The 24,613-nt window shown below is 70.0% G+C and carries 25 protein-coding genes, 1 tRNA gene and 1 pseudogene; 22 read left to right on the top strand and 5 right to left on the bottom strand.

The window, feature by feature from the left end; all coding sequences use genetic code 11:
* Positions 1 to 134 precede the first annotated feature (134 nt).
* Genes M4D53_RS01585 through M4D53_RS01565 form a run of 5 tightly spaced genes read left to right on the top strand, consistent with a single transcriptional unit; the run spans position 135 to position 5,013 of the window.
* On the top strand, positions 135 to 1,319 hold the full coding sequence (locus M4D53_RS01585) for a ferrochelatase (RefSeq protein WP_259951555.1): 1,185 nt from the start codon (positions 135 to 137) through the stop codon (positions 1,317 to 1,319).
* A gap of 31 nt (positions 1,320 to 1,350) precedes the next feature.
* Positions 1,351 to 1,836 carry a ribose-5-phosphate isomerase gene (locus M4D53_RS01580; RefSeq protein ID WP_136052822.1) on the top strand — a complete coding sequence of 162 codons (486 nt, stop codon included), beginning with the start codon at positions 1,351 to 1,353 and terminating at the stop codon, positions 1,834 to 1,836.
* Position 1,837: 1 nt separating this feature from the next.
* Positions 1,838 to 2,836: an Fpg/Nei family DNA glycosylase gene (locus tag M4D53_RS01575; protein WP_259951554.1), complete on the top strand. Its 999-nt coding sequence runs from the start codon at positions 1,838 to 1,840 to the stop codon at positions 2,834 to 2,836.
* Between the two features lie 42 nt (positions 2,837 to 2,878).
* Entirely contained in the window at positions 2,879 to 3,520 is a 642-nt protein-coding gene (locus M4D53_RS01570) for an FMN-binding negative transcriptional regulator (protein WP_259951553.1), read from the top strand.
* The gene (locus M4D53_RS01565; RefSeq protein ID WP_259951552.1) at positions 3,517 to 5,013 is read left to right on the top strand and encodes an amidohydrolase; all 1,497 of its coding nucleotides are present in this window, start codon (positions 3,517 to 3,519) and stop codon (positions 5,011 to 5,013) included. Before M4D53_RS01570 ends, M4D53_RS01565 begins: the two co-directional genes overlap by 4 nt.
* A 63-nt stretch (positions 5,014 to 5,076) precedes the next feature.
* On the opposite strand, the gene M4D53_RS01560 is transcribed toward M4D53_RS01565, so the two are convergent.
* On the bottom strand, positions 5,077 to 5,562 hold the full coding sequence (locus M4D53_RS01560) for a Dps family protein (protein ID WP_025103404.1): 486 nt from the start codon (positions 5,560 to 5,562) through the stop codon (positions 5,077 to 5,079).
* Between the two features lie 129 nt (positions 5,563 to 5,691).
* Here M4D53_RS01560 and M4D53_RS01555 point away from each other — a divergent pair, with 129 nt between their 5' ends.
* From M4D53_RS01555 to M4D53_RS01525, 8 genes and pseudogenes are all read left to right on the top strand, one after another.
* Positions 5,692 to 6,228: a gamma carbonic anhydrase family protein gene (locus tag M4D53_RS01555; protein ID WP_187664036.1), complete on the top strand. Its 537-nt coding sequence runs from the start codon at positions 5,692 to 5,694 to the stop codon at positions 6,226 to 6,228.
* Positions 6,229 to 6,256: 28 nt separating this feature from the next.
* A tRNA-Ile gene (locus M4D53_RS01550) sits at positions 6,257 to 6,330 on the top strand.
* A gap of 94 nt (positions 6,331 to 6,424) precedes the next feature.
* Positions 6,425 to 6,937 carry a DoxX family protein gene (locus tag M4D53_RS01545; protein WP_259951551.1) on the top strand — a complete coding sequence of 171 codons (513 nt, stop codon included), beginning with the start codon at positions 6,425 to 6,427 and terminating at the stop codon, positions 6,935 to 6,937.
* Between the two features lie 306 nt (positions 6,938 to 7,243).
* A complete protein-coding gene (locus tag M4D53_RS01540) occupies positions 7,244 to 9,007 on the top strand; it encodes a DUF5979 domain-containing protein (RefSeq protein WP_259951550.1) in 1,764 nt (587 codons plus the stop codon).
* Between the two features lie 147 nt (positions 9,008 to 9,154).
* Positions 9,155 to 9,661, top strand: a complete 507-nt coding sequence (locus M4D53_RS01535; protein WP_259951549.1) for a hypothetical protein — start codon at positions 9,155 to 9,157, stop codon at positions 9,659 to 9,661.
* Between the two features lie 89 nt (positions 9,662 to 9,750).
* A pseudogene (locus tag M4D53_RS17485) lies at positions 9,751 to 10,128 on the top strand (globin domain-containing protein); the annotation flags it as partial.
* The gene (locus tag M4D53_RS01530; protein ID WP_311198677.1) at positions 10,114 to 10,965 is read left to right on the top strand and encodes a ferredoxin reductase domain-containing protein; all 852 of its coding nucleotides are present in this window, start codon (positions 10,114 to 10,116) and stop codon (positions 10,963 to 10,965) included. The pseudogene M4D53_RS17485 and the gene M4D53_RS01530, both read left to right, overlap by 15 nt.
* Before the next feature lie 104 nt (positions 10,966 to 11,069).
* On the top strand, positions 11,070 to 11,330 hold the full coding sequence (locus M4D53_RS01525; RefSeq protein WP_187664041.1) for a DUF6458 family protein: 261 nt from the start codon (positions 11,070 to 11,072) through the stop codon (positions 11,328 to 11,330).
* A gap of 53 nt (positions 11,331 to 11,383) precedes the next feature.
* On the opposite strand, the gene M4D53_RS01520 is transcribed toward M4D53_RS01525, so the two are convergent.
* Entirely contained in the window at positions 11,384 to 11,701 is a 318-nt protein-coding gene (locus M4D53_RS01520) for a DUF7882 family protein (RefSeq protein ID WP_060921991.1), read from the bottom strand.
* Between the two features lie 184 nt (positions 11,702 to 11,885).
* Positions 11,886 to 12,800 (bottom strand): helix-turn-helix transcriptional regulator, encoded by a 915-nt coding sequence (locus M4D53_RS01515; protein ID WP_259951548.1) that lies wholly within the window; start codon positions 12,798 to 12,800, stop codon positions 11,886 to 11,888.
* Between the two features lie 134 nt (positions 12,801 to 12,934).
* On the opposite strand from M4D53_RS01515, the gene M4D53_RS01510 reads away from it, so the two are divergent.
* Positions 12,935 to 13,834 carry an alpha/beta fold hydrolase gene (locus M4D53_RS01510; protein WP_259951547.1) on the top strand — a complete coding sequence of 300 codons (900 nt, stop codon included), beginning with the start codon at positions 12,935 to 12,937 and terminating at the stop codon, positions 13,832 to 13,834.
* On the opposite strand, the gene M4D53_RS01505 is transcribed toward M4D53_RS01510, so the two are convergent.
* Positions 13,806 to 14,279, bottom strand: coding sequence for an Lrp/AsnC family transcriptional regulator (locus M4D53_RS01505; protein ID WP_025103414.1), 474 nt, complete (start codon positions 14,277 to 14,279; stop codon positions 13,806 to 13,808). The genes M4D53_RS01510 and M4D53_RS01505 overlap by 29 nt on opposite strands.
* Before the next feature lie 171 nt (positions 14,280 to 14,450).
* Here M4D53_RS01505 and pdhA point away from each other — a divergent pair, with 171 nt between their 5' ends.
* From pdhA to M4D53_RS01490, 3 genes are read left to right on the top strand one after another with little or no spacing between them, the layout of a single operon-like run.
* Positions 14,451 to 15,566, top strand: coding sequence for a pyruvate dehydrogenase (acetyl-transferring) E1 component subunit alpha (gene pdhA, locus M4D53_RS01500; protein WP_259951713.1), 1,116 nt, complete (start codon positions 14,451 to 14,453; stop codon positions 15,564 to 15,566).
* Positions 15,567 to 15,568: 2 nt separating this feature from the next.
* Complete coding sequence (locus M4D53_RS01495) at positions 15,569 to 16,579, top strand: alpha-ketoacid dehydrogenase subunit beta (protein ID WP_259951546.1); 1,011 nt, start codon at positions 15,569 to 15,571, stop codon at positions 16,577 to 16,579.
* Positions 16,576 to 17,955 (top strand): dihydrolipoamide acetyltransferase family protein, encoded by a 1,380-nt coding sequence (locus tag M4D53_RS01490; protein ID WP_187664045.1) that lies wholly within the window; start codon positions 16,576 to 16,578, stop codon positions 17,953 to 17,955. The genes M4D53_RS01495 and M4D53_RS01490 overlap by 4 nt, the downstream gene beginning before the upstream one ends.
* Here the strand turns inward: M4D53_RS01490 and M4D53_RS01485 are convergent.
* Positions 17,948 to 18,550, bottom strand: coding sequence for a TetR/AcrR family transcriptional regulator (locus M4D53_RS01485; RefSeq protein ID WP_259951545.1), 603 nt, complete (start codon positions 18,548 to 18,550; stop codon positions 17,948 to 17,950). The genes M4D53_RS01490 and M4D53_RS01485 overlap by 8 nt on opposite strands.
* A 112-nt stretch (positions 18,551 to 18,662) precedes the next feature.
* On the opposite strand from M4D53_RS01485, the gene M4D53_RS01480 reads away from it, so the two are divergent.
* Genes M4D53_RS01480 through M4D53_RS01460 form a run of 5 tightly spaced genes read left to right on the top strand, consistent with a single transcriptional unit; the run spans position 18,663 to position 24,608 of the window.
* Entirely contained in the window at positions 18,663 to 20,216 is a 1,554-nt protein-coding gene (locus tag M4D53_RS01480; protein WP_259951544.1) for a carboxyl transferase domain-containing protein, read from the top strand.
* Between the two features lie 5 nt (positions 20,217 to 20,221).
* On the top strand, positions 20,222 to 22,159 hold the full coding sequence (locus tag M4D53_RS01475) for an acetyl/propionyl/methylcrotonyl-CoA carboxylase subunit alpha (protein ID WP_259951543.1): 1,938 nt from the start codon (positions 20,222 to 20,224) through the stop codon (positions 22,157 to 22,159).
* Entirely contained in the window at positions 22,159 to 23,307 is a 1,149-nt protein-coding gene (locus tag M4D53_RS01470) for an acyl-CoA dehydrogenase family protein (RefSeq protein ID WP_259951712.1), read from the top strand. Before M4D53_RS01475 ends, M4D53_RS01470 begins: the two co-directional genes overlap by 1 nt.
* Positions 23,308 to 23,316: 9 nt before the next feature.
* The gene (locus M4D53_RS01465; RefSeq protein WP_259951542.1) at positions 23,317 to 23,805 is read left to right on the top strand and encodes a MaoC family dehydratase; all 489 of its coding nucleotides are present in this window, start codon (positions 23,317 to 23,319) and stop codon (positions 23,803 to 23,805) included.
* Positions 23,802 to 24,608: an HpcH/HpaI aldolase/citrate lyase family protein gene (locus tag M4D53_RS01460; RefSeq protein WP_259951541.1), complete on the top strand. Its 807-nt coding sequence runs from the start codon at positions 23,802 to 23,804 to the stop codon at positions 24,606 to 24,608. Before M4D53_RS01465 ends, M4D53_RS01460 begins: the two co-directional genes overlap by 4 nt.
* The last annotated feature ends 5 nt before the right edge of the window (positions 24,609 to 24,613 follow it).

The raw sequence follows: 24,613 nt of genomic DNA, 5'->3' as shown, positions 1-24,613 counted from the left end.
GTCGGCGCAGTTGGCGCCGACGGCAACCATGACAGCCTACGCCAGAGCGACGCGCGCGCCGTCGATCCTCACGGACCGGGGATAGTCACGGTCGTGCGGACGCTCGTCGTCCGCGGAGGTGGGAAGATGGAGGGGTGACCGCGATCGAGCCGAATGTCGTTCCCTTTGCCTCGCCCGCCGCTGCCGGCGGCGCCCCCTATGTGACCACGCCCGTCGCCTACGACGCCATCCTCTTGGCGAGCTTCGGCGGCCCGGAGGGTCAGGAGGACGTGATCCCCTTCCTCCGGAACGTGACGCGCGGTCGGGGCATCCCGGATGAGCGTCTGGAGGAGGTCGCGCACCACTACCGTCACTTCGGCGGGGTGAGCCCGATCAACGGCCAGAACCGTGTGCTCAAGGACGCGCTGGAGAAGGCGCTCGTGGCCCGGGGGATCGACCTCCCCGTGTACTGGGGCAACCGCAACTGGGGTCCGTACCTGGAGGACGTGCTGCCCGAGGCGTCCGCGAACGGTCACACCACCCTCCTCGCCTTCGCCACGAGCGCGTACAGCTCGTTCTCCAGCTGCCGCCAGTACCGCGAGGACTTCGCTCGCGTACTGACGGACACCGGCCTCGGCGAGACGGTCACCATCGACAAGATCCGTCCCTTCTACGACCACCCCGGCTTCGTCGAGGCCTTCGAGGCGGGCGTGCGGGAGTCGGTGCAGGGCTATCTCGACCAGGGCTTCGCGCCGACAGAGATCCAGGTCCTCTTCTCCACGCACAGCATCCCGACGGCCGACGCCGAGCGCTCCGGCGCCCGCGATATCGACTGGGGCGAGGGTGGGGCTTATGCCGCGCAGCACCTCGCCGTGTCGGAGTGGACGATGGAGCAGGTGCGGGCGGCCATCCCGGGAGCCGCCGATGTGCCCTGGGAGCTCGTCTACCAGTCCCGTTCGGGCCCCGCGTCGCAGCCCTGGCTGGAGCCCGATGTCTGCGACGTGATCGCGGAGCTCCCGGTGCGCGGTCGTAAGGCGGTCATCGTGGTCCCCGTCGGCTTCATGAGCGACCACATGGAGGTCCTCTGGGATCTCGACACCGAGGCCGCCGAGGCCGCGGAGGAGGCGGGCCTCGCCTTCGTCCGCACGCCGACGCCCGGCGTCCGCGAGGCGTTCGTGGAGGGCATCGTCGACCTCATCGAGGAGCGCCTGCAGGGTCGCCCGAACGCGGAGCGTCCGCACGTCACCGATCTGCCCGGCGCGTTCGACGTCTGCCGTCCCGGGTGCTGCGAGAACGTGCGCGCGGGGTTCAAGCCCGCGGCGGCCGGCATCGCCCCCTGAGTCCCGGACACCGGATCCTAGGATGGAGACCATGCGCATCCACATCGCCACCGATCACGCCGGACTCGAGTTCTCGACGCGGCTGCAGGAGCATCTCCGCGCCGCGGGGCACGAGGTGATCGACCACGGTCCGGTGGAGTACGACGCGCTCGACGACTACCCGGCCTTCTGCATCCGGGCGGCGCAGGCCGTCGTCGTCGATCAGGCGACAGGGGTGCCGGCGCTCGGTATCGTCTTCGGCGGCTCGGGCAACGGCGAGCAGATCGCCGCGAACAAGGTCGCCGGGGTCCGCGCGGCGCTCGTCTGGAACCTCTCCACGGCCGAGCTCGCGCGGGAGCACAACGACGCGAACGTCATCTCCATCGGCGCGCGTCAGCACACCTACGACGAGGTCACGGCGTTCATCGACAGGTTCATCGCCACGCCGTTCTCCGGCGACGAGCGGCACGTCCGGCGCATCGGACAGATCGCCGACTTCGAGCGCGACGGCTCGCTCCTCCCGGACCCCCGGGCCTGACATGCCCGAGGGACATTCCGTCCACCGCATCGCGCGGCAGTTCGATCGCAACTTCGTCGGCAAGACGATGAGCGCCTCCAGCCCGCAGGGACGTTTCGCCGAGGGCGCCGCCGTGCTCGACGGGCGCCAGGCCGTGAGCGTGCAGGCCGTCGGCAAGCAGATGTTCCTCGAGGCGGAGGGCGACCTCTGGCTGCGTGTGCACCTCGGCCTCTACGGCGCGTGGGACTTCGCGGGGGAGATCCTCGTCGATCCCACCATCGCGTCGGCCAACGGCCGGATGGGACAGACCAATCAGCGCGGCACCACTTTCGACGAGGCGATCCTCGACGACGCGGGGGAGAACTCCCTCGCCTCGATCGGGGCTCCGCGTCGCGCCAGGGTCCACGTGCGGATGTCCGAGCAGACCAAGGGGCTGACCGACGAGGTCGACGAATGGCCCCCGCCCGTGGTGGGTCAGGTGCGTCTCCGTCTCATGACCGACATCACCGTGGCCGACCTGCGCGGTCCCACCGCGTGCGTGCTGCAGACGCCGGAGGAGATGCTGGCGACCGTGGCCAAGCTCGGCCCCGATCCGCTCGTCGGCGATCCGGCGGAGAACGAGGAGCGGTTCGTCCGCGCCGTGCGGAAGAAGCCGACCCCGATCGCGCTGCTGCTGATGGACCAGGCGGTCGTCAGCGGCATCGGCAACGTGTACCGCGCCGAAATGCTCTACCGGCAGCGCCTGAACCCGCACACGCCGGGCCGCGACGTCCCGGAGGATGTCGTCAGGGCGCTCTGGCACGACTGGGTGCGGCTGCTGGCCATCGGTGTGGAGACCGGTCAGATGATGACCATGGACGGACTGTCTCCTGAGCAGTACCGCGCCGCGATGGCCAGCCGCGACGACCGCCACTGGGTCTACCACCGCGCCGGCCTACCGTGCCGGGTGTGCGGGACCGAGATCGCCCTGGAGGAGATCGGCGCCCGCAAGCTGTACTGGTGCCCGCGCTGTCAGGCCTGAGGGCGGGATCCCCGGGGCTTCCGCCGCTCTAGGCTGGGATCCATGCGACAGAATCCGAGCTTCACGCTCGCCGATGTGGCCGAGATCCGCCGCGTCATCGACGCCAACCCGTGGGCGACGGTGGTGAGTGCGCCTGAGGATGGTCTGGTCGCCTCGCACTATGCCGTCCTCCTCGACGACGACCGCGATGATCTGACGGTCGTGGGGCACGTGGGCCGCCCGGACGACGCCATCCACGGTCTGGGGGACCGGGAGATCCTGCTTGCCTTCCAAGGGCCGCACGGGTACGTCTCGCCGGGCTGGTACGGCGACGTCCCCGCCGTCCCCACCTGGAACTACACCGCGGTGCACCTGTCGGGCGTTCCCGAGATCCTCAGCACCGCGGAGAATCTCCGTGTGCTCGATGCCCTCGTCGCGCGGTTCGAGTCGCGCCTGCCCGACCCGCGCCTGATGTGGGAGCGTCCGAACGACGCGGCCTTCATCGAGAGACTCGAATCCGGAACGGTCGGCTTCCGCCTCGCCCCGACGAAGGTCGTCGCCAAGCGGAAGCTGAGCCAGAACAAGCCCGCGGAGACCATCGAGGCGGTGATCGCGGCGCTGCACGCCGAGGGCCCGTATGAGAACGCCGCCCTCGCCGCGGAGATGCGTCGTGCACAGGACGCACGGACGGGTGGCGGGGCGTGAGCGCCCTCGGAGTCGAGGTCGGAACGGTCCGTGCCGTCCGCCCCGTGGGTCCGGGGCGGGAGTTCCTGCTGGACGATGAGCCGGTCGACCTCCACCTCGCCCACGGACGCATCGTCGACATCGCGCCGACCGGTGCCCTGCCGGCGCGCGGCGAGGTCATCCAGGCCGACGGTGCCTGGGCGGTCCCCGGGCTGTGGGACAACCACGTGCACACCGTGCAGTGGGCTCTGGCGGCGGAGCGCGTGCCCTTGGACGAGGCGGACTCGGCCGCAGCGGCCGCGAGACTGATGCGCGGCGCTCCGGTCCTCCCCGATGGAAGACGGATCGGCACGGGGTTCCGGGACGCGCTGTGGCCTGATCGGCCATCCGTGGCCGCGCTCGATGCCGAAACCGGCGTCGTGCCGACCTACCTGATCAACGCGGACGTGCACAGCGTCTGGCTGAACTCGGCGGCCTTGGCGCGCGAGGGCTTCCGCGGGGACGACGGTCTGCTCCGCGAGGAGGACGCGTTCGAGATCTCCCGCCGCCTGAATGCCGTCGACCCTGCCCACAGCGATGAGGCGGTCACCCGTGCGGGGGCGGCGGCCGCAGCGCGTGGCGTGACCGGTCTGGTCGACTTCGACATGGCGTGGAACGCCGATGCCTGGCCGCGACGGATCCTCGCGGGCTTCGCCGCGCACCGTGTCGAGTTCGCGTTCTATCGGGCGGATCTCGATCGGGCGATCACCGCGGGCCTCCGGACAGGGGAGCGCCTCGCGGTGTCGGATCCGACCGGGCTGGTCGGATCCCTCGTGCGGGTCGGGTCGTTGAAGGTCATCAGCGACGGCTCGCTCGGCACCCGTACCGCGGCGTGCTCACACTCCTACCCCGGCGACTCCGCGAACTACGGGGTGCTGACTGTACCTCCGGACGAACTCACGGCGCTGCTGACCACGGCGGCGGGAGCCGGGATCGAGGTCGCCGTGCACGCGATCGGCGATCGCGCCGTGACGGCGGCCCTCGACGCCTTCGGCGCTTCCGGTGCCACGGGGTCGATGGAGCACGCGCAACTGGTGCGGCACGCGGATCTGGCTCGATTCGCCCGGCTCGGGGTGCGCGCGAGCGTCCAACCCCAGCATGCGGTGGACGACCGCGACCTGGTCGAGTACCACTGGGCCGGTCAGACGGCCATCGGCTATCCGCTCGCTTCGCTGCGGGCGGCAGGCGCGGAGGTGCGCTTCGGGTCCGACGCGCCGGTCGCCCCGCTCGACCCCTGGCACGCGATCTCCGCGGCCGTCTGGCGGACTGACGACGACCGTGCTGCCTGGCATCCGGAGGAGCGGCTGACGCTGGAGCAGGCGCTCGAAGCGAGTGTCCGCACATCTCTTCGTCCCGGTCAGAGCGCCGACATCGTGATCCTCGGGAGGGATCCTCGCATCGCTGACGCGGCGGGGCTCCGGACGATGCCCGTCACCACGACGCTGCTCGGCGGCCGCCTCACGCACGTTGCCTGAGGCGGCGCGCACACGACGAAGGGCGGCCCCGTATCGGAGCCGCCCTTCGTCGTGAACGTGGTGTCAGGCCGCGATGTGCGACACGAGGAACCAGCGGTCCTTCTCGAGGCCGCGCTGGATCTCGATCGCCACATCCTGGCTCGTGAGGTCGACCTCGTCGAGGCCTTCCACAGCGGCCTTCACATCGACGAGGATCGCGTCGATGTCGGCGATCACGGCGCGGATCAGCTCGTCCGACTGCGCGAAGCCGGCCGGAACGCCGGTGGCGCCGGCCTTCTCGGCGACGGCGTTCACACGCGCGTCGATCGGGAGGCCCAGAGCGACGATGCGCTCGGCGGCGGTGTCGGCGAAGTCACCGGCGTGGGCGACGATCGTGTCGAGCAGCTCGTGCACGCCGACGAAGTTGGCGCCGCGGACGTGCCAGTGCGCCTGCTTGCCGTTGACGGTCAGCGCCTGGAGACCGAGGACGACGGGGGAGAGGAACTGCGCCGCACCGGCGGCGACAGTCGGGTCGATGGCGGTGGTGGAAACGGTCTGGGCCTTGCTCATCTTGTGCTCCTCCGAATGAAGTTCCATGACTGACGAGTACAACGCTACTCAGCCTCAGACATTCCGCAAGGAAGCTGAGGCTCCACTCACTTCCGCGTGATTCCGCGGAAGTGAGGGTAGTCTCGCCTCATGAGCATCGCTGCCGGAGCTTCCATCCTCGCCCTCCCGGATCGCATCCCCGAGCTCGACGACACGGCCTTCGTCGCGGACGGCGCCCGCATCGTGGGCGCGGTCTCCCTCGGACCCGGTGCGAGCGTCTGGTACAACGCCGTGCTCCGCGGTGACTCGGCGCCCATCATCATCGGTCCGGGCAGCAACGTCCAGGACAACGTGTCGATCCACGTCGACGCCGGGCATCCCGTCGTCGTCGGCTCCCAGGTGTCCATAGGCCATAACGCGGTGGTGCACGGCTGCACGATCGGTGACGGCTCTCTCATCGGCATGGGGGCCGTCGTCCTCAGCGGTGCCGTGATCGGAGAGGGCTGCCTGATCGCCGGCGGAGCCGTGGTGCTCGGCGGGACCGAGGTGCCGCCGGGTTCCCTGGTCGCCGGTGTTCCCGCGAAGGTGCGCAGGGCGCTGTCGGACGACGAGCGTGCCTCTCTGGTGGCGAACGCGGCGATCTACCTGGAGCACGCGGCGACGCACGTCCGCGCAACGGAAGCGTAAGGCCCTGCCCCGCTAGGCTGGGCGGTACGGGGCGGTGGCCAAGCTGGTTAAGGCAGTGGGCTCATAACCCAACGATCGTCGGTTCAAGTCCGACCCGCCCTACTACCCGTCTCGTCCGTCGTAATCGTCGCCGCGTTCTCCCGTCTCTCCTCTGGAGGTCTCGACGCCCGTCAGCCTCCGGATCGGAGCAGGAGCCATGACGACCACGAGTGTGCCGAACGCGGAGACCCGTCGTCGGATCGAGGACGTGGGGCAGATCGCGTTGCGTCTCGCGATCGCGGCGAGTTTCGCCCTCGCCGTCGCCGACCGCTTCGGGCTCCTCGGCGGCCCGGGGGCTGATGGCGTGTCGTGGGGATCGTGGACGATCTTCCGTGCGTACACGGCGCAGCTCGTCCCTGTCCCCGTCGACCTGGTGGTGGACACGGCGGCCGTGCTGGCGACGGCTCTGGAGACCATCCTCGCTCTGCTGCTGGCCGTCGGGCTGTGGACCCGGCTCGCGGCGGGAGTCGCCGCGCTGCTCACGGTGACGTTCGGCGTGACGATGCTCGTCTTCCTCGGGCCGCTTGCGCCATTCCGATACCCGGTCTTCGTCTTCACGGCCGCCGCGATCCTGCTCGCGGGGCTGAAGCGCTACCGGTGGAGCATCGATGCGCTGCGAAAGGAGGTGCCGGGAGCGGGGAGAGACAACGATGCCCCCGGCACCAGGTAGACGGCGAATGCCTCTACAGACGGACGGACGCGTCGGAAGGGGAAGCGATCCGTCACAGGAGAGATGACGAGGTGACCGTTTCATGACGCCGTTTTCCGCAGGATCACGGCATATTGCGTGTGCCGCGAGAAACCCGTTCGGCCGAACCGCGTAACAGAACGTGCCGTTCTGCATCCCTTCCTGGGGACATCACTCGCGCGGAAGAAGCCAAATGCGCGAGTTCATCGATCATCTGGGGAGTCGAAAGTGCCAGTCATTCAGCATGCAATCAGATCGGGCGCGCGGGGAACGCGCCTGACGACGTTCGTGGGTGCTCTGCTCGCGATCTGTCTGGCGGCCCTGGCGGCCGTCATCGCGACGCCGGCCACGGCCCGCGCTGCGGAGGTCGCGGGGATCACCTCGTTGACCATCACCGAACCCACCGACCAGATCAAGGTCTGGGACCGGATCGCGTTCGAAGCGACCTGGGCAGTGCCGGACACGGCGACCGCGGGAGACACGTTCCGCCTTGCCTTTCCGACGAGCCCGAGCCTGACCGGGGTGCGGGATTCCTTCGCCCTGACGGCACCGGATGGCCAGACCGTCGGAACGTGCGAGGTGTCGACCGGTGAGCTCGTGTGCACGCTCACGGACTACGTGGACAGCCACACCGACGTCAGCGGCACCCTGCACTTCCGCGCCAGGGCGGACGAGGAGACCACACTGACGGAGATCCCGTTCACGACGGGCGGCGGAACCGTCGTCCCGGTCGACGTTCCCGGCGGGATCGGGCCGGTCCCGGAGTTCCCTGCGCCGACGACCCCGACCAAGTGGGGCGACGTGACGCTCGACGGTCGGAACATCGCGTGGGGCGTGAACATCCCGTCCTCCGTGCTGGCCGGGGAGGCTCCGACGCTCAGCGACACGTTCACGGCCGGCCTCGTGCTCGATCCCGCCTCCGTCACCGTGGCGTACGTGCTCGCGAAGGACTGGGCGGGAGGCAAGTACACCGTGTCGACCGGGCTGCAGTCGGGCAGCGACTTCACCGTCACGGAGGTCAGCTCCGAGTCGTTCACGGTGACGGTGGACGCGCCGATCGTCGCCGACGCGATCTACGTGCTCCGGTACAAGACCGCACTGCCCGCCGACGTCCGTCCCGGTGATGCATTCCACAACACCGTGACCGGCTCCCGGTGGGTCGCCGAGAGCACGCCGGTCATCTACTCGCAGGGTGGGGGAGACGGCGAGGGGGTGATTCCGGTCGGCGCGTTCACGGTGACAAAGAAGCTCAGCGGTCCGGGGGCGGCTCTGGTGCCCGACGATCGCGAGTTCCGGGTGGCCTACTCGTATCAGCGCGCAGGACAGACGGTTGAGGGCGAGCTCGCCTTGCGATCCGGGCAGACCGATGGTCTGAAAGATCTGCCGGCCGGCACGGTCGTCACCCTGTCTGAGGTCACGCCTGCGGACGTCGACGGCGTGACCTGGCAGGCGCCGGTCTTCTCCGGCACCGATGTGGCGATCACCGATGGCGGCGCGACCGTCACCATCGCACGGGGCACGACAGTCGCGGTGACGCTCACCAACCCGACGACGGTCACGCCGCCGCCGGTCGGGGGCTTCACGGTGACCAAGAAGGTCACGGGGGCGGGGGCCTCCCTCGTTCCTGCGCACCAGACCTTCACCGTGGAGTACTCGTACGAGCTCGCGGGGCGTTCCGTCACCGGTGAACTCGCGCTCCGTGCCGGCGAGAGCGAGGGACTCGCGGATCTGCCGGCGGGAACGGTCGTCACGCTCCGCGAGAAGGCGCCGATCGCCGTGGAGGGCGTCACGTGGAAGAGCCCGCACTTCACCGGCGCAGGAGTCGACGTCGGCGACGACGGCGCGACGCTCACGATCTCCGAAGACGCGACGCTCGGGGTGGTCCTCACCAATGGGACCGCCGTCACTCCGCCGCCCCCTCCGGGTGGTGAGCTCGCCTTGACCGGATCCGAGGGACCCGCCGGCCCGTTCGCCCTGGGAGCGCTGCTGCTGCTTGCGGGACTGACAGCGCTCGGCGTCCGCCATCGGGTGGCGGGTCGCGTCGGTGATTGAGGACTAGGAGAGGCCAGGCAGATCGATCGCGCGACGACTTCTTCGTCGTCGCGTGATCGATCGTGCCATTCGGCGTCTAGTGGTCGTCGAGGAGTTTCCCTCGACGACCACGCCGACGCCGCAGCGCGTCGGAGAAAGGCATCTCTCATGACCAAGACGCTCATTGCCCGTGCCTCTGCCGCCCTCGGCGTCGCGGCCGCTCTTTCGCTCGGTGGAGCGACGCTCGCTCCCGCCGCTCACGCGGAGGCGACACCTGCGGACCCGGCCGTGTCGAAGCCGCTGAGCACGGGCGTGCTCGCGCAGCGCGTCGGGCCTGCCTGTCTCTTCTTCCAGTACACGTTCAACATGAGCCCGACCGATCCCCAGGTGGGGGACACCGTGACGTACACCATGCAGTTCCTCAACAACGGCGAGGTGGACTCCACGAAGAGCGCGCTCACGTTCCGCCTGGACGGCCTCCTCGACGACTCGACCTGGGCAGCGTCGACGCTGGAAGCGACCTCCGGCCGCCCTTCCGCGGCGGAGAACACCGTCACGTGGAACGGGCCGCTCGACGCCGGAGACGATGTCGTGCTGCGCTTCACCGGCGTGTGGACGGGCGAAGGCGATGGACTCGCGTTCCCGCGGGTCGAGTCCTACGGCTACGTGAGGTGAAAGCGGGGCGGAGTCCTGTTTTCCACGGTATCCGCGGCGACGTGGCGCGCTCGTCGTCGAGAGGCTGAACGGACACCGACCGAAAGGCAGCCATGCAGCTCTCCACGGATTCCGAAGCCATCGTCCGCGCCACCGCGGGCGTCGTCGCCTCTCACGCCGACGAGATCACCACCCTGTTCTATCGGCGCATGTTCGAGGCGCATCCGGAGCTGTTGAACGTCTTCAACCGCGCGCATCAGGCGCAGGGCGATCAGCCCAAGGCACTGGCGGCGTCCGTCGTGGCGTTCGCCGTCCACCTCATCGATCCCGACGCGCCGGACTTCTCCCCGGTGATGCGACGTATCGCCCACCGCCACGTCTCGCTGGGGGTGTCGGCCCGTCAGTACGCGATCGTGGGCCGCTATCTCCTGGCCGCCGTCGATGAGGTCCTCGGCGAGGCGGTCACACCGGCGGTGCACGCCGCGTGGGATGAGGTGTACTGGCTCTTCGGCTGCTCGCTCATCGCGGAGGAGGCGCGGCTCTACGCGGAGGCGGGCACAGACCCGGACCACCCGTGGCGGCCGCACCGCGTCATCGAGCGGGTGGAGGAGGCCCGCGACGTCATCTCCCTCGTCCTGGAGCCGGTGGACGGTCAGCGGGCGCCCCATCGGACCGGGCAGTACGTGGCCGTCGCCGTCGACCTCCCGGACGGCACGCGCCAGCCCCGGCAGTACACGATCTCCTCGTCTGCACCCGGGGCAGCGCTGCGCGTCACCGTGAAGCGTGTGCGTGGTGTGGACGGCGCACCGGACGGTCAGGTGTCGACCTGGCTGCACGAGAACGCGCAGGTCGGTACGGTACTCGATGTCTCCCAGCCCGCCGGCGACCTGCTCCTCGACGACTCCGATGACGCGCTGGTCCTGATCTCGGCGGGAATCGGCATCACTCCCGTCGCGGCGATGGTGGACGACCTCGCACAGCGGCGTCCCGACCGGCCGGTGCACCTGTTCCATGTGGACCGGGAGCCGGACACGCACGCCCTCGTCTCTGCCGTGCGCGGTCGTGCGCAGCATCTGAGCGACGTCCGCGCCCTGACCTGGTACACGGCGGGCGTGGAGGAGGGGCCGTCGGTGCGGTCCGGCCGGATGGATCTCGCCGGCATCGACCTTCCGCCGACGGCACGCGTCTTCCTCTGCGGGCCGCTGTCGTTCATGCAAGCCGTTCGGGGCGCACTGACGGCCCGCGGGATTGAGCCGGACCGTATCGACTACGAGGTCTTCGGCCCTGACCTCTGGGCCCGGCGCCCGGAGTCCGGTGCGGCCTGAGAGTCCCGGAGACCTGAGCGCGGCCGTGTCAAGCCCCTCCTCGACGCCACGAGGCGCTGCCATGCTCCCCGAGAGCGGCACCGCGCCGCGGAACGGGAGAGACAATGAGCATCGGCAGCGGAATCGCGCTCTTCGTCATCGGAGCGATCCTCGTGTTCGCGATCAACGTCGACGTGCCGTGGGTCAACCTGGACATGGTCGGCTACATCCTCATGGGTGCCGGCGTGATCATCTTCCTCATCGGCATCGTGCTGCTCGCCCGCCGACGTCGCACGGAGACCGTGTCGCGCACGTACGTCGACCCGGCGACGGGGGAGCCCACGACCCGGCGTTCGGTCAGCTCCAGTTCGGACGAGGGCCTCTGAGCTGACTCATTCGGAAACGAGAAGGGCCCCGGGGAAACCCGCGGCCCTTCTCGTCAGACGACGTCTGCGCCTTCGAGATGTTCCTCGACGAGGGTGATGCCTCCGCTCGAGTTCGCGGAGTGCGCGAGTTCCTCGATCCAGCGACGGCTCAGCTCGGGCGTCTCGGCCTCGTCGAAGACGAACCGGAGAGGGATGGACGGGTGCAGCCACAGCGTGGAGCGGCCGGGGGCGTCGCCCTCGGGGTGGCGCCAGGAGAGGGTGAAGCTCTCGTTGCGCCGCAGCTTGGTGGCGATGACGACCTTGAGGTGCGCGAGTGCGCGGTCTTCGATCTGGATCGGCGTCTGGGTGTCGCCGTAGTACAGGCTGCCCATCGTCAGCCGACCTTCGCGCGGGAGGCGGGGGTGTTCATGGCGCTCCTTCGGAACGTGCAGGGGGAAGACGGCAGACCGCTCCCGGGGATACTTGGACTCTACCCAATTTGCGCACGACATCGTGCGCATCGCCGGGACTCGCCGTCGGGCGCGAACAGAGTATGCGCGCGGTGTCAGTCCGGCGTCACAGGGCCGCCAGGACGGGCGGATTCCCGTACGCCTCGCGATAGGCGATGGCGAACCGGGAGACATTGCTGAAACCCCATCGGCGGGCGACGGCCGACACGGAGGCTCCCTTGCCGTGTCGCAGATCCCGATGCGCGCCATCGAGCCGAGCACGCCTCAGGGCCTCGTTCGGTGTGATGTCGAGTGCGCGGCGGAACGCATACTGCAGGCCACGCGTGGACATGTACGCGGCCGCGGCGACGTCGTCGACCGTGATCGGCAGATGTGCGTTGTCCTCGATGTACGCCAGGGCACGACGCACCGAGGCCGGTGCCGCAGAGCGCTGCGCGGGACGGTGCAGCGACTCGCTGAACGTGGTGGGGAACGCCGACATCGTCAGCAGGAGGGCGTGGCGTTCGAGTTCTGCGGCGATGAGAGGGGCGGCGCCGTCCGGTCCGAACGAGCCGTCGATATAGGAGAACATCTGCTCCCACCGCGCTCCGTCCTCCTGCGTATGCGGAGCGAGCCCGGTGGCCCGGAGCTCGAGGCGGTCGTCGCCGGTGATCTGCCTGATCGAGTCGCGCGCTGCGGTCCGATCGAACACGAGGGCCCGGACCCGGGCCACCTGATTCCATTTCGCTTCCACGCGGACGCCGTCCGTCAGCCACGGCTGGGCGGCGTCCAGTCCCTGGCGCCCCGACCAGATCCGGGCATCGGCGGCATCCACGCGGCACACCAACAGCTGATCCTCGGGCTCGGCGCGGGAGTGCACCTGGGCGGCGAGCTGGTAACGGACCAGCGACATCGAGGGTGCCTCCACCGAGCGCCAATCGAAGCGGAACCGGCGCGGGTCCACGTCCTGCAGGGTCGCCGAGGGCACGAACTGCTGCCAGGTGGTCTCCACCTGCTCGATGTCCGTGGATGTGAACTGCACCGACACTCCTTGCTGCGCCCTCTTCCGGGCGGCCGGGGCTTCTTGGACAGTAGCCCATGCCACTGACAGCACGGTGGGGATGCTCCGCGGGCCCGCGGGCGGGCCGCGCGGTCGGGGCCTCGTAGACTCGGATCATGAGTGTGCCTTCCCCGTATGCGGAGCGATTGAGCCGGATTCCGGTGCAGCGCCATGAGGTGGAGGTCCGCGGCGGATCGACGGCGTACTGGGCGTACGGTCCGGACGACGCCGAGACGACCGTCATCGCGGTCCACGGCTTCCGGGGCGAGCACCACGGTCTCGAGTCGGTCCTGGCCTTCCTGCCTGAACTCCGGGTGCTGGCTCCCGACCTCCCCGGATTCGGGGAGTCCGCGCCGTTGCCCGGTCGCCGCCACGATCTGGCGGAGTACGCGGGATGGCTCACCGACTTCACGGCGGCCACGGCACCCGGTGCCGTGATCCTCGGCCATTCGTTCGGTTCCATCGTGACCGCCGCCGCCGTCGCCCGGGGGCTGGAGACCCCGCGGCTGATCCTCGTGAACCCCATCGGCGCGCCCGCGCTGGAGGGACCGAAGGGCATCATGACCCGACTGGCGGTGCTGTACTACGCTCTCGGTGCCAAGCTTCCGCCGCGGATCGGCACCGCGCTCCTGCGCAACCGGGTGATCGTCCGTGTCATGAGCGTGACCATGGCGAAGACGCGGGATCCGGAGCTGCGTCGCTTCATCCACGACCAGCACGACACCTACTTCTCGCGGTTCTCCGACCGGGAGGTCCTGCACGACGCGTTCGTCGCGAGCGTCTCCCACGACGTCAGGGAGTTCGCGCCGTCGATCGACGTTCCCACGCTCCTGATCGCCGCCCAGAAGGACGACATCACCCCGATCGAGGCGGAGCGCGCGCTGGTCACTCTCTTCCCGGACGCGTCCCTCGTCGAGATCGCGCACGTGGGTCACCTGATCCACTACGAGACCCCGGCCGAGGCGGCCGGAGCGGTCCGTCGGTTCCTCAGGATTCCCGTCGCGCGAGGCCGATGAGTCCGGCCACCCGGAACGGGATCACCTCGCCCATCGCGAGCGAGGTCTCCGTGCGCTCCACGCCCTCGATCGAGAGGATCCGGGCGTCCGTGTCGAACAGGTGACGCGCGTCGCGGCATGCTACGCGCGCCAACAGGTCGATGGAGCCGCTCAGGCCGTGCGCCTGGACGACCTCCGGGATGCGCGCGAGCTCGTTGATGATCCGGGGAAGCTCGGTCTGGCGGACGCCGATGCTGACGAACGCCTGCAGCGGGAACCCCAGGACATCGGGGGAGAAGGCGCGCTCGTAGGAGAGGAACACGCCGCTCTGCTCCAACCGCGCCATCCGCGCCTGGATGGTGTTCCGCGACAGGCTCATGCGCTCGGCGAGAGCGACGATGGTCACGCGCGGGTCGTCGGCGAGCGCGGCGAGAAGCTCCAGGTCGATCCGGTCCAGTCCAGGCATAGTGCCAAACCCTAGCAGCACGCGACCGGAGAAAAATGAGCAACATGCTCAATCCAGGTTGAGTTGCTTGAGCGAGGTGTTCACCGGACGTACCCTCAGACCATGCCGGTGATGACGCCGGCACCATTGCGCGTCGCCCCGCGAGGGCCGCCAGGGACGAGGAGGACGATGATGTCGCCGCAGACCACCCCCATTGCGGACACCGCCCAGGATCTGGAGCTGTCGGAGCGCATCCTCGCTCCGGACGGAACCCGTGTCGCCAACGACCGCCTCGACCCGTTCGTCACCGATGTCGACGCCGCGCAGCTGCGGGCACTGCACCGCGACATGGTCATCCTCCGCCGCATCGATGCCGAGGGCGTGGCCCTGCAGCGTCAGGGGCAGCTGGGACTCTGGGCGCCGTGCCAGGGCCAGGAAGCCACGCAGATCGGTACGGCCAGGGCGCTCGATCCGCAGGACTACGTCTTCCCGAGCTACCGGGAGACCGGCGTGATCTACGCGCGCGGCGCGCAGCCGGGGGACTACGTGCGGATGTGGCGCGGTGAAGAGGGGGCGGCCTACGATCCCGCCGCCCTCCGCGTCGCTCCGTTGCAGATCATCATCGGCGCCCAGACCCTGCACGCGGTCGGGTACGCGCTCGGCATCCAGCATGAGAAGGCATCGGAGGTCGCCGTGACCTACTTCGGTGATGGGGCGACCAGCCAGGGGGATGTGAACGAGGCGATGATCTTCGCCGCGTCGTATCAGGCGCCGGTCGTCTTCGTCTGTCAGAACAACCACTGGGCCATCTCCGAGCCGGTCGCCGTGCAGTCGCAGTATCCGATCGCCGGGCGCGCGCCCGGGTTCGGGATCCCGAGCCTCCGTGTGGACGGGAACGACGTCCTCGCCTGCCTGGCGGCGATGCGCTGGGCGTTGGACCACGCGCGCTCCGGGAAGGGCCCGGCCTACATCGAGGCCGTGACATATCGGCTGGGCCCGCACACCACCGCGGACGACCCCACCCGGTACCGGGACGAGGCCGAGCTGGAGTCCTGGCGCCGCCGCGACCCCATCACGCGACTGGAGGCGTACCTCCGTGCGACCGGGGACCTCACCGAGGAGCATCTCGCCGAGACGCAGGCGGCTGCGGACGCGGTCGCCAAGGAGATGCGCGCGACCTGCCTCGGCATGGTCACCCGTCCGCCGCTGGCGGTGTTCGACGGCGTCTATGCCGAGCCGCACACGGGCCTGGAGCGGCAGCGCGACGAGTACGCGGCATACCTCGCGTCATTCGAGGGCGAGGCGTGACCATGACCGAACTCACTCTCGGCAAGGCGCTGGGCGCCGGCCTCCGTCAGGCGATGCGCGACGACGAGAAGGTGGTGCTCCTGGGCGAGGACATCGGCAAGCTCGGCGGCGTCTTCCGGATCACCGACGGCCTCCTCGACGAGTTCGGGGCGGCCAGGGTCATCGACACACCGCTCGCGGAGTCCGGGATCGTCGGCACGGCCGTCGGTCTCGCGTTCCGCGGCTACCGCCCGGTCGTCGAGATCCAGTTCGACGGGTTCGTCTACCCCGCCTTCGACCAGATCGTCTCGCAGGTCGCCAAGCTGCACTACCGCACCCAGGGGCGGGTGAAGATGCCGATCACGATCCGGATCCCGTGGGCCGGCGGAATCGGTGCCGCCGAGCATCATTCGGAGTCGCCGGAGGCCTACTTCGCCCACACGGCGGGCCTCCGTGTCGTCGCCGTCTCGAACCCGGAGGACGCCTATCGGAGCCTCCGGCAGGCGATCGCGTCGGACGACCCCGTCGTGTTCTTCGAGCCGAAGCGGCTCTATCACCACAAGGGCGAGGTCGACCTCGAGGCACCGCTCGCGGATGCGCCGCCGATGGGACTCGCCCGGGTCGTGCGCTCCGGGACGGACGTCACGGTCCTCACCTACGGAGCCATGGTGAGCACCGCGCTGCAGGCGGCGGAGGCCGCGGAAGACGAGGGCGTCGCCCTGGAGGTCATCGACCTGCGATCGCTCTCTCCGGTGGACTACGACTCCATCGCCGCCTCGGTGCGGAAGACCGGACGAGTGGTCGTCGCGCACGAGGCCTCTCGGGAAGCCGGCCTCGCCGCGGAGGTCATCGCGAGCGTGACCGAGCTCTGCTTCGAGTACCTCGAATCCCCTCCGCTACGGGTCACCGGGCATGACGTGCCGTACCCGCCCGCCAAGCTCGAGAAGTACCACCTGCCTGATCTCGACCGGATCCTCGATGCGGTCGATCGCGTGATGGATCGCCCGCACAGCCTGACGGGAGCGGACGCATGATCGCCGAATTCCGTCTCCCCGACCTCGGCGAAGGACTCACCGAGGCGGAGGTCGTGCAGTGGCTCGTCGCGCCCGGCGACAGCGTCGCGCTGAATCAGACCCTCGCGGAGGTCGAGACGGCCAAGGCCGTCGTCGAGCTGCCGTCGCCCTATGAAGGCACGGTGTCGACCCTGCACGCGGACGCGGGAGAGACCGTCGCCGTGGGAGCACCGCTGATCGCCTTCGACATCGAGGGGGACGATCCTCCGGCGGCGCCGTCCGGTGGCGAGGAAGAGGCCTCCGCGGAGAAGGCGCAGCCGAACCTCGTGGGCTACGGAGCCGCCCCGACATCGAGTGGACGCCCCGCGCGCCGGGCGCGGCGCCGGAGTGCCGCCCAGGTGGCCTCGGCGGCCGACACCGCCGTTCTCGAGGCAGCGCCGCACGACGCGACGCCATCGGTCGCGGTCGAGCCCGTTCTGGAGCGACCACGGTCCACCCCTCCGGTGCGCGCCTACGCCAAGCGACGGGGCGTCGACCTCGTCCTCGTCGCTGCGGAAGTCGGTGACCGAGTGATCACGAGGGCAGACGTGGATGCGTACGCGGAGCGTATCGGAGCGGAGCCGTCACGGCCCGCCGGGACGCCTGAGCGCGAGACCACCGCGGCCTCCGGCACCCTTCCGCGCGCGGAGGGGAGGCCGCGGGAGACGCGCGTCCCGATCCGCGGGGTCCGCAAGCACACGGCAGCGGCGATGGTGCAGAGCGCGTTCACCGCCCCGCACGTCACGGTCTTCCACACGGTCGATGTGACCGCGACCATGGAGATGCTGGCACGTCTCCGCGAGGACCGAGCGCTTGCGGAGCACCGGATCGGCCCGCTCGCCGTCGTCGCGAAGGCCGTCTGTCTCGCTCTGCGCCGGGCGCCCGGCCTGAATGCGCGCTGGGATGAGGAGTCCGGCGAGATCGTCCACTACAGCTATGTCGACCTGGGGATCGCTGCGGCGACCGATCGGGGTCTCATCGTGCCGATGATCCGGGATGCGGAGCGGATGAACCTGGTGGAGCTGTCGACCGCGGTCAGGCGGCTCGCCGACACCGCTCGCGCAGGGAAGACCTCCCCGGCCGAGCTCGCCGGGGGCACGTTCTCCCTGTCGAACATCGGGGTGTTCGGGGTGGAGGCCGGAACGCCGATCCTCCCGCCAGGGCAGTCCGGGATCCTCGCGGTCGGCGCGGTGCGGCGGCAGCCGTGGGAGTACCGCGGTGAGATCGCACTCCGTCAGCTCATGACGCTGAGTCTGTCCTTCGATCATCGCCTCGTCGACGGGGCCGAGGGCGCGACGTTCCTCAAGGACGTGGCCGACATCCTCGAGGATCCGGGACGGGCGATGCTGCTCAGCTAGCGGCGCGCAGTGCAGCCTCGGCCATCGCGACCAGCACGGTCGCGGTGGCCGTGTGCCGTCTCGTCGCGGCCCGCGTGCTGTGCGGGGTCGAGTTGATGAGACCGAAGCACGCCTGCACGCGGAGCCGGAGTTCGTCCCGGTCGAGCGGCTCCGGACGCTCGAGCGCGGCGAGAGCGTCCATCCAGAGCTCGATGTAGGCGCGTTGCAGTCGGCGGACCTCGGCGCGATCGTCCTCGTCGAGGAAGGCGAGATCGCGATCCTGCACCTGGATGACCTCGGCGTTGCCGAGCGCGAACTCCACATGGAAGCGGATGAGCCCGCGCATGCGCTCGTCGGGTGCGCTCGTCTCCTCGGACACGCGTCGTCCGCCCGCGACGAGGTCCTGGCTGACCTTCACCAGGACCGCTCCGAGAAGGGCCTGCTTCCCGGCGAAGTGGCGGTACACCGCGGGCCCGGACACACCGACGGCGGCGCCGATGTCCTCCAGGCTCACCCCGCTGTACCCGCGCGCGGCGAAGAGCCGAGCCGCGGCATGCAGAAGGGCGTCGGAGCGTTCTGCCTTGGCACGGTCACGGGCGGTGGCGGGGCTTGTCATCTCAGTTAATCCTCGCTAACCTGAATCAACGGGTTAGTGAACACTAACCGAGAATGCATGCAGCGCGCCAGGTTCCCCGCCCGGCGCGACGTGGGTCGAGGAGGACGTCACGATGCCGGCAACCCAGGAAGCGCTCGCCCAGCGGCTCCGTGACCGTCTCGCGACCGCAGCGCAGGGTGGCCCCGCGGCCTCCCGCGAGCGACATGTCGCCCGCGGGAAGCTCCTCCCGCGCGACCGCGTCACCCGTCTCCTCGACGAGGACAGCCCGTTCCTCGAGATCGCCCCGCTCGCGGCCGACGGTCTGTACGGCGGGGAGGCGCCGGGGGCCGGTGTCATCGCCGGCATCGGCCTGGTCCACGGCCGACACGTCATGGTCGTCTGCAACGACGCCACCGTGAAAGGCGGAACGTACTATCCGCTCACCGTGAAGAAGCACCTGCGGGCGCAGGAGATCGCCCTCGAGAACCGTCTGCCGTGCCTCTACCTCGTGGACTCGGGCGGCGCCTTCCTTCCTCGACAGGACGAGGTCTTCCCGGACCGCGAGCACTTCGGACGCATCTTCTTCAACCAGGCCCGGCTGTCCGCGCAGGGAATACCGCAGCTCGCGGCGGTCCTCGGATCGTGTACGGCGGGTGGCGCCTACGTTCCCGCGATGAGCGACGAGACCGTCATCGTCCGCGGACAGGGCACGATCTTCCTCGGCGGGCCTCCTCTGGTGAAGGCTGCCATCGGCGAGATCGTCACGGCGGAGGAGCTCGGCGGAGGGGAGCTGCACGCCCGGCGCAGCGGCGTCGTGGATCACCTCGCCGACGACGACGAGCACGCGCTGGAGATCCTCCGCGACATCGTGGCCACGCTGCCGCCGCCGCTCGCCCCGGCCTGGAACGTCGGGGAGAGTCGCGCCCCGGCGGAGATCGGCTCCCTGTACGACGTGGTTCCCGTGGACGTCAACGCCGCGTACGACGTGCGCGAGGTGATCGCACGCCTCGTCGACGGCGACACCTTCCATGAGTTCAAGGCCGAGTACGGCACCACACTGGTGACGGGTTTCGCGCGGCTGCACGGCCACCCCGTGGGCATCGTCGCGAACAACGGCGTGCTGTTCAGCGAGTCGGCGCTCAAGGGCGCGCACTTCATCGAGCTCTGCGATCAGCGCGGCATCCCACTGCTCTTCCTGCAGAACATCACCGGGTTCATGGTCGGCTCCGATGCGGAGGCGGGAGGGATCGCGAAGGACGGGGCCAAGATGGTCACGGCGGTGGCGACCACCCGGGTCCCCAAGCTCACCGTCATCATCGGCGGCTCCTTCGGGGCGGGCAACTACTCGATGTGCGGGCGCGCCTACTCGCCGCGATTCCTCTGGACCTGGCCGGCGAGCCGGATCTCGGTGATGGGCGGGCCTCAGGCCGCCTCGGTGCTCGCCACGGTGAAGGACGACCAGCTCGCGGCGCGCGGGGAGGCGTGGACCGCGGAGGAGCGTGCGGCGTTCGAAGAGCCGATCCGGGCGCAGTACGAGGAGCAGGGCGAACCGTACTACGCGACCGCACGGCTGTGGGACGACGGCATCGTCGACCCGGAGCAGACCCGTGACCTCCTCGGTCTCGCCCTGGACGTCGTCGCCCGCAGCCCCCTGCCCGAGCCGCGCTTCGGCGTCTTCCGGATGTGAGCCCCATGTCGCACTCGCCTTCCCTCTCGTTCTCCTCGGCCCTCGTCGCGAACCGCGGCGAGATCGCGCGCCGCATCATCCGGACCCTCCGCGACCTCGGCATCCGCAGCATCGCGGTCTACAGCGATGCAGACGTCGACGCGCCGCACGTCCGCGAGGCGGACGCCGCCGTGCGGATCGGGCCGGCGCCGGCGGCGGAGTCCTACCTCGACATCGACGCCGTCATCGCCGCGGCCCGCGCTTCCGGAGCGGAGGCCGTGCATCCCGGCTACGGATTCCTCTCCGAGAGCGTCGGGCTCGCGGAGGCCTGTGCGGAGAGCGGCATCGTGTTCATCGGCCCGACGGTCGAAGCACTCCAGATCATGGGAGACAAGGCGCGAGCCCGTGAGCATGTGAGCCGCAGCGGCGTGCCGGTGGTGCCGGGGTTCGACGCCAGGGGCCTCTCGGATGCGGAGATCCGCGAGGAGGCGGAGGCGGTCGGGTTCCCGCTCCTCGTCAAGCCGAGTGCCGGCGGGGGTGGGAAGGGTATGGAGGTCGTCGTCGACAGCGCGGGTCTTCCCGGCGCGCTCAGTTCAGCCCGACGCGTCGCGGCATCCGCCTTCGGCGACGATGCGCTCATCCTGGAGCGTCTCATCCGCCGACCGCGTCACATCGAGGTGCAGGTGTTCGGCGATGCGCACGGCACCGTCGTGGCGCTCGGCGAGCGCGAGTGCACGCTCCAGCGTCGTCATCAGAAGGTGATCGAGGAGGCGCCGTCCGCCGGGATCCCGCCCGCGACCCGCGACCGGCTGCTCACGGCAGCCGTGCGCGCCGCGGAGAGCGTCGCCTACGTCGGAGCGGGGACCGTGGAGTTCCTCGTCGACGCCGATGCTCCCGACGACGTCTTCTTCATCGAGATGAACACCCGGCTGCAGGTGGAGCACCCGGTGACCGAGGAGGTCACCGGACTCGACCTCGTCGCACTCCAGCTCCGCATGGCCGACGGACAGCCGCTCGACGTCGCACCCCGGACGACCGGGCATGCCGTCGAGGCCCGTGTGTACGCCGAGTCGCCGGAGCGCGGGTTCCTGCCGTCGACCGGCACCGTGCTGCTCTTCGACCCACCTTCCGGTGTCCGCGTGGACGCGGCCGTGGAATCCGGGAGCGTGGTGAGCGGGTTCTACGACCCGATGATCGCGAAGATCATCGCGTGGGCGGAGGACAGGGCGACAGTGCTGCAGCGACTCGACGATGCCCTCGCCCGCACCGTGGTGCTGGGAGTGGAGACGAACATCGCGTTCCTGCGCCGGCTCCTCCGGGACCGTCGCGTGCTCGAGGGCGACCTCGACACCGGTCTCATCGACACCCTGCTCCCGCTCGAGCCGATGAGCCCGTCGGCGGCGCAGGTCGCGGCAGCTGCCGGACTGGTGGACGCTCGTCGCGAGACCGCCGCATCACCGGGCGGCGCCGGATCGCTGTGGCGCTCCCTCCCCGGGTGGCGTCTGGGGGCAGCACCGCACGCGCCCGAACCCTTCACCCTGCTCACCGACGACGACGACGAGATCGTGCGCACGACACCGACGCTGCCCCCGTCCGACCGGGTGTGCGCGGCCCGCGATGCCGAGGGCGCGATATGGGTCTGCGAAGGCGGGCGGACGCTGCGGCTCCGCCCCCTGGATCGCCGCGGCCGGATGCGGAGGCGACTCGCCGCCGCGGAGCGGGAGGCCCGCGCCACCGAGCCCGAGGCGCGCGCCCCCATGCCGGGCGGTGTCGTGGCGGTCCATGTCGAGGACGGGGCGGCCGTCCGCGCGGGAGAGCCTCTCGTATCGATCGAGGCGATGAAGATGGAGCACCCCGTGGTCGCGCCGCACGACGGCGTGGTGCGGATGCTGGTCGCGGTGGGCGATCAGGTGCGGCGCGATCAACCGGTCGCCCGCGTGTCGATGACGGAGGAGGACCGATGATGCACGATCTCACCGAAGAGGAGCGCGAACTCGCCGCGATGGCACGCGAATTCGCCGACACGGTGGTCGCCCCGCAGTCCTACGAGGCGGATCGCACCCACACGCTCTCGATGGACGTCGTGCGGCAGATGGGCGAGCTCGGCCTCTTCGGGCTGCCCTTCCCCGAGGAGTACGGCGGGCAGGGCGGCGACTACATGGCGCTCGGCCTCGCCATCGAGGCTCTGGGACGAGTCGACCAGTCGATCGCGATCACCCTCGAGGCCGGCGTGAGCCTCGGGGCGATGCCCGTCTTCCGCTTCGGCACCGAGGAGCAGAAGCGCGAGCTGCTGCCGGATCTCCTCGCCGGTCGTGCCCTCGCCGGGTTCGGACTCACGGAACCCGAGGCGGGGAGCGATGCCGGGGCGACGCGGACGACAGCGCGGCTCGACGGCGACGAATGGGTGATCGACGGCTCCAAGCAGTTCATCACGAACTCGGGCACCCCGATCACACGGTTCGTGACGGTCACCGCCGTCACCGGTCAGAACGAGGGGCGCAAGGAGATCTCCACGATCATCGTCCCGAACGGAACGCCGGGGTTCACGGTCGAGCCGCCCTACGACAAGGTGGGCTGGAACGCCTCGGACACGCATCCGCTGACGTTCGACGGGGCGCGGGTGCCGGCGGGCAACCTCCTCGGCGAGCGGGGGAGCGGCTTCCGGAACTTCCTCAGCATCCTGGACGAGGGGCGCATCGCGATCGCCGCCCTCTCGACCGGTGCGGCGGAGGGCTGCCTGGAGGCGGCGGTCGACTACGCCAAGAGCCGCACCATCTTCGGCAGCGCCCTCAGCACGCGGCAGAACGCCCAGTTCACCCTGGCGCGCATGCGGGCCCGCGTCCACACGGCACGACTCGCCTGGCACCACGCTGCCCGTCTCCGCGACGCGGGAGAGGTGTTCGCCGAGCAGGCGGCGATCGCGAAGCTCGTCGCCGGGGAGGCCGCGATGGACAACGCCCGCGACGCCACGCAGATCTTCGGAGGCAACGGCTTCATGAACGAGTTCCCGGTGGCGCGCCACTATCGCGACTCCAAGATCCTGGAGATCGGCGAGGGGACCACCGAGGTCCAGCTCCTCGTGATCGCCAGGGCGCTCGGACTCGCCCGGTAGCGTGGAGGCATGACCATGCGCGAGATCGTGCAGCGCGGCCTGTACTACGAGGAGTTCGAGACCGACGTCCGGTACGTGCATCGCCCCGGTCGCACGGCTACGGAGGCGGACAACGTCCTCTTCACGACCCTGACGATGAACACTCAGGCGCTGCACCTGGACGCCGCGTTCGCCGATGCCCAGGAGCCCTTCCACGCGCGCCTCATGAACTCCATGTGGACGCTGTCGACGATGGTGGGCTCCTCCGTCGCCCAGCTCACGCAGGGGACGCTGGTGGCGCAGCTCGGCCTCGGCGACATCGCCTTCCCGCATCCGCTGTTCGCCGGTGACACGCTCACGACCGAGAGCGTCGTCGTCGATAAGCGGCTCTCGTCGTCCCGCCCCGGTCAGGGCGTCGTGCAGATCGCGCACACCGGACGCAATCAGGACGGCACGGTGGTCGCGACGGCCGTCCGCACGGTGCTCGTGCGCTGCCGGCCGGAAGGGGAGGCGGTATGACCTTCGAGCTCGGTCCTGCCCTGCTTTTCTGCCCGGCGGACCGCCCCGAGCGCTTCGCGAAGGCGCAGGAGCGCGCCGATGCCGTGATCCTCGACCTGGAGGACGCCGTCCTGCCGGCTGCGAAGGCCGAGGCCCGGAAGAACGTCGTCGCCGCTGACCTCGATCCCGCGCGCGTCATCGTGCGGGTGAACGCCCCGGACTCCGCGGCCTTCGCGGACGACCTCGAGGCCCTGGCACGGTCGCCCTTCCGGACCGTGATGGTGGCGAAGACGGAGAGCGCGGAGAGTCTGGACGCCTTCGGCGCGGACTACTCGCTCCTCGCGCTGTGCGAGACGGCGCGCGGGATCCATGCGGCGCCCGACATCGCCGCGCACCCGGCAGTCGCCGGACTGATGTGGGGAGCGGAGGATCTGGTGGCCTCGCTCGGCGGCACGTCATCCCGGAACGACGAGGGCGGGTACCGGGACATCGCCCGCTACGCCCGTTCCCGGGTGCTGCTGGAGGCCGGCGCGTACGGCAAGGCGGCGATCGACGCCGTGCATGTCGACATCGCCGACACGGCAGGGCTGGAGCAGGAGGCGAGGGACGCTGCAGCCTCGGGGTTCCGTGCGACGGCCTGCATCCATCCGAGTCAGGTCGAGGTGATCCGAGCCGCGTACGCACCGGACCCCGAGATCGTGGCCTGGGCACATGCGGTCCTCGCGGCAGCGGCGGAGGAACGGGGTGTGTTCCGCTTCCAGGGGCGCATGGTGGACGAGCCCGTCCTGCGCCACGCGCGCGCCGTGGTCTCCCGCGCCGGCTGACCGTC

The organism is Microbacterium meiriae, assembly GCF_025143875.1.
Classification (GTDB): domain Bacteria; phylum Actinomycetota; class Actinomycetes; order Actinomycetales; family Microbacteriaceae; genus Microbacterium; species Microbacterium meiriae.
This window is presented reverse-complemented; position numbering and strand designations above follow the sequence as displayed.